Genomic DNA, 8,375 nt, shown 5'->3' on the forward strand with positions numbered 1-8,375 from the left:
GGCACAACTATCGAGCAGATTGAAATGAGACTTCTTACCTTTTTTGAAACTCAACAATTACAGACTCCAATTCAAATTTCAAATACGATTCAACATATCTACAACCTTATTCTGTAGTCTTCCGGCGGGAAGGGAGTAGCGTTGCTACCATCGCAACTAAAATTAGTAAGCCAAGCGAAAAGACTAAAAACACTGCCAAGCTACGCGGCATGACGCGGGAGAACCAGCGGACTGGGAAGTTAAGTAGAAACGCAAAAATTGTAGCAAATGTAAATGTGATAATGATAGAGCTAAAGTAGGCTAAGACCTGAACGATCGCCCACGCTAGTACAAATAACAACACATAGCGAACTAGCTTTGTATTGTTAAGATTATCCCAGATTGACTGACGTTTTGGTTCGCTCATATCCAATTATTTATTGCTCTAGCTCGAACTCCACCTAAGCAATGAGAAGATTGACTTTAAGCCTTACTTGCTTTTGGTATTGCGATTGATATTGATGCTAAATTTTTAGTTCTTTCTTCAATCATAACCAAAATAGACTTCTATTCCCTCTACTTTTAAGATGATTACCTCACGAGATTCTCACACTTTAAACCTAAGATGGCAAGTATCGAGGGGAGTGAACCATGAAAGTTGCTATTTTTAGTGCCAAGTCATACGATCGCCAATTTTTTACAGCCGCTAATATCCAACATCAACATCAACTAATATTTCTAGAACCTAAGCTCGATCGACACACCGCCATCCTAGCTAAAGATGCCACCGCCGTTTGTATCTTTGTCAATGATGAAGTCGATCGAGATACACTAGAGGCACTCGATAGCCATCATGTCAGTCTCATTGCTTTGCGCTCTGCGGGATATAACAATGTCGATGTGAAGACAGCAAAAAATCTGGGCATCAAATTAGTCCGAGTTCCCGCCTATTCCCCCTATGCTGTCGCCGAACATACCGTGGGATTAATCCTGACACTCAATCGCAAATTACATCGAGCATATAACCGCGTCCGCGAAGGTAATTTTTCACTCGAAGGACTGCTAGGATTCGATTTATATGGGCGCACAATCGGGATTATCGGTACAGGCAGAATTGGCACAGTTACCGCCCAAATCATGACGGGGTTTGGCTGTAAAGTTCTTGCTTACGATCCCTACCGCAATCCTCAATGTGAGACAATTGGAGTTCAATACATGGAGCTATCCCAACTGTTTTCCCAGTCAGATATTATTACTCTCCATTGTCCATTAACTCCAGAAAATCATCACTTAATTAACAAGGAGGCAATCGCCCAAATGAAGCCCCATGTGATGCTAATTAACACCAGTCGGGGCGCATTAATCGATACTGATGCCATTATTACTGCACTCAAATCATCCCAAATTTGCGCATTAGGATTAGATGTCTACGAACAAGAGTCAGCATTATTCTTTGAAGATCGATCGAATCGAATTATGCAAGACGATACATTTGCCCGCCTGATGACTTTCCCGAACGTGATGATTACCGGACATCAGGCGTTTTTTACTGAAGATGCAATGCGAGCGATCGCCCAAGTGACATTAGCAAATATCACACAAATAGAACAATCGCAGCCCTGTGAAAATGAAATTTAGATTCAGGAATTAACTTAAAATGACACTTAAAATCGGTATTAACGGCTTCGGACGAATCGGACGACTAGTTGCGCGGATTGCAATAAAACATCCTGAATTGGAATTAGTCGGCGTGAATGACCTCGTTCCTGCCGATAACCTTGCCTACCTATTCAAATATGATTCTCCCACGGCACCTATCCAGGCACGGTTGCAGCCCAGCCTGATGGCATCTCCATCGACAATCGCTTTGTGTCCTGTCTGGCGATTAAAGATCCGGCAGAACTCCCTTGGCGCACATTAGGAGCCGATTATCTGGTTGAATCCACTGGACTTTTCACCACCTATGAGGGTGCCCAAAAACACATTCAAGCTGGGGCAAAACGAGTAGTTATCTCAGCCCCCAGCAAAGATCCAGACAAGATTCGGACTTTGGTAATGGGAGTCAATCATCAGGAATTCGATCCAGCAACAGATAAAATTGTCTCCAACGCAAGCTGCACCACCAACTGTCTAGCTCCAGTTGCCAAAGTCTTGCACGACACCTTTGGGATTGCCGAAGGCTTAATGACGACCGTTCACGCCATGACGGCTACTCAAGCAACTGTAGATAGCCCCAATAAAAAAGACTGGCGGAGCGGACGGGGAGCCGCTCAGAATATCATTCCCACCTCAACTGGAGCGGCAAAAGCGGTCGCGCTAGTGTTACCCGAACTAAAGGGAAAGTTGAGCGGGATGGCGTTTCGGGTGGGTACTGCGGATGTCTCAGTCATCGATCTGACTTTTAAAACTGTCAAACCCACCACCTATTCAGATATTTGTGCAGCGATGAAAGCGGCAGCGGCGGGAGAATTGAATGGCATCTTGGGTTATACCGAGGACAAAGTTGTGTCGATGGATTTTCGCACCGATCCTCGTTCGAGCATCTTTGATGCCACAGCAGGGATTGGTTTAAATGCCAACTTTTTCAAAGTGGTGGCTTGGTACGATAACGAGTGGGCTTATGCCTGTCGAGTTATCGATCTGATGCTATTTATGGCAAGAAAAGACGGGCTGATTTGAGTCAGTTAACTGAATATTTATACAGTACACATTTAATCTGATTTTGCTTCGGGAGATTGTGGATTCAATAGTTCAATCACAGGCTTCAGATCGAAGTACATCGTGCGGTAAGGCATTTCTGGGGGAAGGCTTTCATGAGGGTCGGCAAAATCAAAGCCTAGCTTGATATAGAATCCTGACGCATCATAGGCTGGCTCAACATCTAGATCGTACAAGGCATCTACTGTCACAAACCGTACCCCAACAACTGGAACGATCTCAGACACCACATATTCGATTGCCCACTCCACCAGATGACGACCTGCCCCTTTAGCACGTCTATCTACAGCCAGTAGCCCAATTTTAATGGCGGGAAAAGTTTGATACTTTACGCCTTCTTCTACCAAGATGGGATTTTCAACTTGCAACTTGTCAGCTAAAAGGGTGATGTAGCCTGCCAGGGAATCCCCACTTCGGATCGCCCAGCAGTGGCAAATATGAGCATCGGCTTCTCGCTTAATCCTGCCTTGTTTCCAATAAGTAACAAATTCTCCTCGAAGACAACGAAACCCCTGTCCTAAGTTGAGGATGTCAGGGGCAAGGCGTTCGACCGGAATTTGGGAAAAGTCGATTCCTTCAAATTTACTTTGACTGGGCATTGGCTTGAGCTTGGTGACGACGATCTGCGATCCGTTTGGCTAATGCAAGGGCACGTTCATTGGTAACAGACTGACCTGCCTCGATCGCTTCAATCAGCTTTCTAGCTGCTTCACCAACGACTGGCTTGGATTGGGTATGAAAAGGGTATTTCATTGTGACGATCGATCTAGATGCATTCTAAGTATAACAAACCTTCATCCCTTCTGTTTCCAAGCGATCGAGTACGCAATCTCGTTCGCGTAGCGTTGCGGAACGCAAATCGAGCCAAGTCGATTACCTACGTTATGCTACGCGAACGAGCTATCTTGTCGAGTTGTACATCTCTACCCGATCATCTGTGCCCCACGCTAGATTGGGTTTTTTACTTTCATTCTACGAGATTAAAGATCTAATTTAAAAGTTTAAAATACCTGGCCGACAGTTAATTCGCTTACATTAGTGAATCGGGCAAATCTTTCTTTTCATCTTCTGAATACTCAAGTAATTCTAAATGAAAAGTCAAATCTTCAAAGGGGCCGTGTTCTATAAGAAATTTATCTTTTTCAGTAAAAAACATAGGGTTTATACTTACTCTGACAACATCTGCAAACCAATTAGCTGCTTTTGTTGCTTCTTTAACTAGTGAATGACATTCATCTATCCATTCTGTATATTTATTTAAGTCTCTATCATAATTATCATTCCAGCCATCTGCCTTGTAAAATCTATAAGGAAATAGCCTGTCTCCATCTCTTTCACAATGTTTTAGGAAATTCTGAGATGCCCTGTGCAGCATAATAGAAAGTGTTTGAGTTGATTTTCTTAATTCATCAAATTCATCTGGCCAGATGGTAGCAACTACCCTTTGCCGGAATTCCCAAATATCATTCGTAAAATCTTTTGACCATTGAGGGTCTGGGGATAAAGCAAAACTAGTTCAGTTTTTCCATCCTTCTAACTGACATAGATTAACAGCAGAATCTACGACACTGCTTATTGTAGCTTGTCTTGCGATTTGTATACGATCGAGTGTTTCACTCAGAGTTTCTGTAACCCAAAGTTCATGCTCTGATTTTATCTTATGCAATTTTTCTACGGGCCAATCTTCCTCTTGATTATCAACTTCAGTGTGATGGTTTGGACACAGTAAAATTAGATTATGATAGCTGTTTCTTTCTTCTAAAGCAAGGATACTACTTCCTCTAGCCGCACTTTCTTTCTCACCTGCAATATGAGCTTGTTCACCAAAGGTTGTGGACGCAGTTACTGACTTTTTATCCTGAGTTAATAGTGCCTTACAAATTGCACATCTGTTTCCAGAACGTCCCCAGAGTATTTTGATATCTTTTTGCTTAATATCAGACATGCCTTTGTTCAATTCATTGGAATATATCTAACTATATCTTGTATTGCATTTTACCAGATAACATTCCGACACAAGATACTTCGTCGCAGATCTACGGTGTAAACACCCCGATCGATAGAGCTATCCAGCAAAAATACGGTATGAACCCCACATCGTGGTTTTACGATCGCCACACTTATATTAATATTTAGGCTGTGTTAGTTCATGAGATCGAGTACGCGTTCTCAATCATGCCAAGTCGATCTAGATATCACCCCAAATTGGGATATTATCTGGAACTAAAATTGTGATGACTCAGATTCGATCGGGTTGGCGTAAGCCTGCCTTTGGCACAGAGTACCGGAGGTAATCAAATCTAAATTTGCGGTTTGCTCAAATTAATTTCAGCATCTGATATTCTTCCTTCCATTGGCTCATACTCATCTTCTAGTAGCCAAAGCTGCGCCTCATCATAAGTATCACAACGGTTAATCGATTTGTACTGTGTCGCAGGATCGAGAATCTGGCAACTACCGGATTTATCCCCCAACAACAGCAAAACATAGGGTGGTGACTGCATTGGATCGATCCACACTTCGAGAAAGCTCCAGTTATTCTTCACTGGGTCGAGTTCGGGGGACGGGATGGTATTGGTTATCTGCATCAATCTTTACCTCACCATAAAATAAAGGGAGAGTCGAACCTTCAGGACTAAGCCGAACGCCGATTGCCTCTGTGAATAATAACCCATAAAGATCGTAGCCTCTGGCAAACCCCGTATAGATTCCTCCTTCTATGATAGCCTGAGCCACCAGCAAGAGAGTAGCTTCATCATTAAATACGTGGGCGGCTCTCCCCCGCCGCAGTAGCCGATTACTTTGTCCTGTATCTGGCAGATGTTTAGCAAGATGTCTAGAATCGAGGAAGATTTTACGATCGATGCCACTCATCTTGCTCTCATTTCCGCTCATTTAGCTCCATTATTGCTTCCTCTCTGTTTTGTTTTCACAATGATCGATAAATTGTTCGATCTTATTTCTCAGGAGATCGGAGTCGAGAGCAGGAAATCGAATCGATTCAGATTTGATCTTACCGTTCTAATTGATGTCAGTCATTCAAAATCTGTTTGCCGATCGATCCTCCAGTAGCATCTAGCTCGTATACGATCGGTACACCTGTTGCTAGCTCTAGTGCTGTCACTTCATCTGGACTCAACTTGTCGAGGATCATGATAATCGATCGCAAGGAGTTACCATGTGCGGCAATCAAGACATTATCACCTGCGATCGAATGGGGCAGAATCCGGCTGTTGAAATAAGAAACCACCCGCTGTTGAGTGTCCTCCAAACTTTCCCCGCCCGGTGGTCGGACACTGTAAGATCTGCGCCACTTTTGTACCTGTTCGCTACCATACTTAGCAGCAGTATCCGCTTTATTTAAACCCTGCAAATCACCATAAAACCGCTCGTCGAGGGCAGCATTCGTAAAAATAGGTAGTTCTTCCGCCGGATTACCATCGTAGTTGTCCCAGCCGCGCCAATCTAGATCGGATTGCTCGTGCTTAATAATCGGAATTTTGCCACCGCAGATATCATCATTTTCGGTCAGACAGATGGTTGCTGTTTCAATTGCCCTGATTAATTTACTGGTAAAGCAGACATTTACCCGATACCCACTGAGCCGACAGGAGGCGATTGTCGCTTCAGCACGACCGCGTTCGCTCAGGGGTACGTCAACCCATCCCGTGAACTTATTGAGCGCGTTCCAGAGGCTTTGACCATGCCGAACCAAAATGAGTTGAGCCATTATTTTTGCTCTTTATTATTGGTAATTCACTCCCTCAATATATAACTACCTCACGAGATCCTCACAGCATAAAAGTAGGATCGATCGTAGTATTTAATAATTTCCGAACCCATGATAATTTAACAACCCAAATTAAACTATCTTATGAAGAACTCACAACAGAATGCCAATTCTGAAGATTCATCCAATGCACTTATCGATATCGCTCAAAAAGACGTGGATGGAGTTCTCAAACTATTTGATACCACTCTAGAAGGACTAACTGAGACTGAATCCCAGCGGCGACTGGCTAAATCTGGTCTAAATGAAATCGCCCGCGAAAAGCCGAAGAAGTGGTATGTCCAACTGCTGAAAACGGTGACAAATCCGCTCTCACTATTACTAATCGTACTCGCGATCGTGTCACTATTAACCGGAAGCCCGACAGCCGCCCTGATCATTACGATCATGGTAATTTTTGGTGGATTACTGCGCTTTTCTCAAGAATTTCGATCGAACAAAGCCGCCGAAAAACTGCGAGAAATGGTCAGCACTACAACAGCGGTGAATCGTCAGGATCGCACTAAATCTACCACCCCAAAAGAGCAGCAAGGCATCACCACCGGAACCGAGATTGCGGTGAAGTTCCTAGTGCCTGGAGATATCGTCTTTCTGTCAGCCGGAGATATGATTCCCGCCGATATTCGGCTGATTGTGGCCAAGGATTTATTCTTGAGTCAATCCGCACTCACAGGCGAATCGCTCCCCACCGAGAAACACGTCGATCTGATCGACAAGCAGGAGAAAACCCCCCTGGAGCTAGTCAATCTGTGCTTTATGGGTACAACCGTAGTTAGTGGTTCTGGCACCGCTGTAGTTGCCGAAACTGGCGGTCATACTTATCTAGCATCTCTGGCAGAAACGATCGGTGGCACCAGAGTTCGCACTAGTTTTGATAAAGCTGTAAATAGTGTGACGAAGCTGTTATTGCGGTTTATGCTAATTATGGCTCCACTCGTATTTCTAATTAACGGCATCGTCAAACATAATTGGGTAGAGGCATTCACCTTCGCTCTATCTGTGGCGGTAGGATTGGCTCCCGAAATGTTGCCTGTGATTGTCACCGCAAATTTGGCGAAAGGGGCAATTACCATGTCTGAGCAAAAGGTGATTGTCAAAAACATCGATGCCATCCAAGATTTTGGCTCGATGAATATCCTCTGTACTGATAAAACAGGCACCCTCACTCAGGACAAAATCGTTTTACAGCGGCACTTAGATCCTTATGGCAAAGAAAGTTTAGATGTGCTTAAATATGCTTATCTCAATAGCTTCTACCAGACTGGATTAAAGAATTTATTGGATGTCGCGGTACTCGATCGTAAGCAAGAACTCGCATCTTTAGATATTGACAGAGACTACCACAAGTTTGATGAGATTCCGTTCGACTTCGTGCGACGTAGAATGTCGGTAATCATCGCTGAAACGGGCAAAGACCATGTGCTAATTTGCAAAGGTGCAGTGGAAGAAGTCCTCAAAGTCTGCACTCAACTCCAAGTCGATGATAAAATTTTGCCGATGGATGCCTCGGTTCATACTAGAGTTGCCGATTTACAACAAAAGCTCAATTCCGATGGGCTACGGGTGATTGCAGTGGCATATAAGACGATTCCACTAGAACAATCTCACTGCGCGATCGCCGATGAAAGTAATCTGATTTTATTAGGTAACATTGCCTTTCTCGATCCACCAAAAGATTCTGCCGCTCAAGCTCTCAAAGCCCTCAAGCGCAATGGAGTCGAAGTGAAGATTTTAACCGGAGACAATGCATTAGTGACAAGTTAAGAAAATCGGAAATTTGTCAAGAGGGTGAGAAAAGATGTCAAACTGTTTCTAGTCAACAGTTTGAGGCAATAGATACCTGATGACCAGCCGCCGCAGAAGTAACCGTGACCACGCCAAAAAGCAC

The 8,375-nt window shown here is 43.9% G+C and carries 10 protein-coding genes and 1 pseudogene; 3 read left to right on the forward strand and 8 right to left on the reverse strand.

The genetic code is table 11. The annotated features are described in order from the left end of the window. Positions 1-106: 106 nt before the first annotated feature. The gene (locus RMO27_RS17310; protein ID WP_309734780.1) at positions 107-406 is read right to left on the reverse strand and encodes a hypothetical protein; all 300 of its coding nucleotides are present in this window, start codon (positions 404-406) and stop codon (positions 107-109) included. A gap of 224 nt (positions 407-630) precedes the next feature. On the opposite strand from RMO27_RS17310, the gene RMO27_RS17315 reads away from it, so the two are divergent. Continuing rightward, on the forward strand, positions 631-1,617 hold the full coding sequence (locus tag RMO27_RS17315) for a 2-hydroxyacid dehydrogenase (protein WP_309734782.1): 987 nt from the start codon (positions 631-633) through the stop codon (positions 1,615-1,617). Between the two features lie 19 nt (positions 1,618-1,636). After that, positions 1,637-2,658: pseudogene (gene gap / locus RMO27_RS17320) on the forward strand (type I glyceraldehyde-3-phosphate dehydrogenase). 32 nt (positions 2,659-2,690) lie between these two features. Here gap and RMO27_RS17325 read toward each other — a convergent pair. From RMO27_RS17325 to RMO27_RS17355, 7 genes are all read right to left on the reverse strand, one after another. After that, the gene (locus RMO27_RS17325) at positions 2,691-3,296 is read right to left on the reverse strand and encodes a GNAT family N-acetyltransferase (RefSeq protein WP_309734784.1); all 606 of its coding nucleotides are present in this window, start codon (positions 3,294-3,296) and stop codon (positions 2,691-2,693) included. Beyond that, positions 3,280-3,450, reverse strand: coding sequence for a hypothetical protein (locus RMO27_RS17330; protein WP_309734786.1), 171 nt, complete (start codon positions 3,448-3,450; stop codon positions 3,280-3,282). The genes RMO27_RS17325 and RMO27_RS17330 overlap by 17 nt, the downstream gene beginning before the upstream one ends. 277 nt (positions 3,451-3,727) lie before the next feature. Next, entirely contained in the window at positions 3,728-4,072 is a 345-nt protein-coding gene (locus RMO27_RS17335) for a hypothetical protein (protein ID WP_309734789.1), read from the reverse strand. Between the two features lie 141 nt (positions 4,073-4,213). After that, on the reverse strand, positions 4,214-4,642 hold the full coding sequence (locus RMO27_RS17340; RefSeq protein ID WP_309734791.1) for an HNH endonuclease: 429 nt from the start codon (positions 4,640-4,642) through the stop codon (positions 4,214-4,216). A gap of 355 nt (positions 4,643-4,997) precedes the next feature. Continuing rightward, positions 4,998-5,285 carry a hypothetical protein gene (locus tag RMO27_RS17345; RefSeq protein WP_396133745.1) on the reverse strand — a complete coding sequence of 96 codons (288 nt, stop codon included), beginning with the start codon at positions 5,283-5,285 and terminating at the stop codon, positions 4,998-5,000. Further along, entirely contained in the window at positions 5,233-5,571 is a 339-nt protein-coding gene (locus RMO27_RS17350) for a DUF6972 family protein (protein ID WP_396133746.1), read from the reverse strand. Before RMO27_RS17350 ends, RMO27_RS17345 begins: the two co-directional genes overlap by 53 nt. 157 nt (positions 5,572-5,728) lie before the next feature. Continuing rightward, entirely contained in the window at positions 5,729-6,427 is a 699-nt protein-coding gene (locus RMO27_RS17355; protein ID WP_309734799.1) for a 2,3-bisphosphoglycerate-dependent phosphoglycerate mutase, read from the reverse strand. A 144-nt stretch (positions 6,428-6,571) separates the two neighbouring features. On the opposite strand from RMO27_RS17355, the gene mgtA reads away from it, so the two are divergent. Beyond that, positions 6,572-8,251, forward strand: coding sequence for a magnesium-translocating P-type ATPase (gene mgtA, locus RMO27_RS17360; protein ID WP_309734800.1), 1,680 nt, complete (start codon positions 6,572-6,574; stop codon positions 8,249-8,251). Positions 8,252-8,375 lie beyond the last annotated feature (124 nt).

Source organism: Chamaesiphon sp. OTE_75_metabat_556, from assembly GCF_031378165.1.
In the GTDB taxonomy this organism is placed as follows: Bacteria; Cyanobacteriota; Cyanobacteriia; order Cyanobacteriales; family Chamaesiphonaceae; genus Chamaesiphon.

Coding starts and splice junctions, on each gene's coding strand:
- RMO27_RS17350 (WP_396133746.1), bottom strand. CDS start 5,571: ATGAGTGGCATCGATCGTAAAATCTTCCTCGATTCTAGACATCTTGCT.
- RMO27_RS17345 (WP_396133745.1), bottom strand. CDS start 5,285: ATGCAGATAACCAATACCATCCCGTCCCCCGAACTCGACCCAGTGAAG.
- RMO27_RS17310 (WP_309734780.1), bottom strand. CDS start 406: ATGAGCGAACCAAAACGTCAGTCAATCTGGGATAATCTTAACAATACA.
- RMO27_RS17330 (WP_309734786.1), bottom strand. CDS start 3,450: ATGAAATACCCTTTTCATACCCAATCCAAGCCAGTCGTTGGTGAAGCA.
- RMO27_RS17355 (WP_309734799.1), bottom strand. CDS start 6,427: ATGGCTCAACTCATTTTGGTTCGGCATGGTCAAAGCCTCTGGAACGCG.
- mgtA (WP_309734800.1), top strand. CDS start 6,572: ATGAAGAACTCACAACAGAATGCCAATTCTGAAGATTCATCCAATGCA.
- RMO27_RS17325 (WP_309734784.1), bottom strand. CDS start 3,296: ATGCCCAGTCAAAGTAAATTTGAAGGAATCGACTTTTCCCAAATTCCG.
- RMO27_RS17340 (WP_309734791.1), bottom strand. CDS start 4,642: ATGTCTGATATTAAGCAAAAAGATATCAAAATACTCTGGGGACGTTCT.
- RMO27_RS17315 (WP_309734782.1), top strand. CDS start 631: ATGAAAGTTGCTATTTTTAGTGCCAAGTCATACGATCGCCAATTTTTT.
- RMO27_RS17335 (WP_309734789.1), bottom strand. CDS start 4,072: ATGCTGCACAGGGCATCTCAGAATTTCCTAAAACATTGTGAAAGAGAT.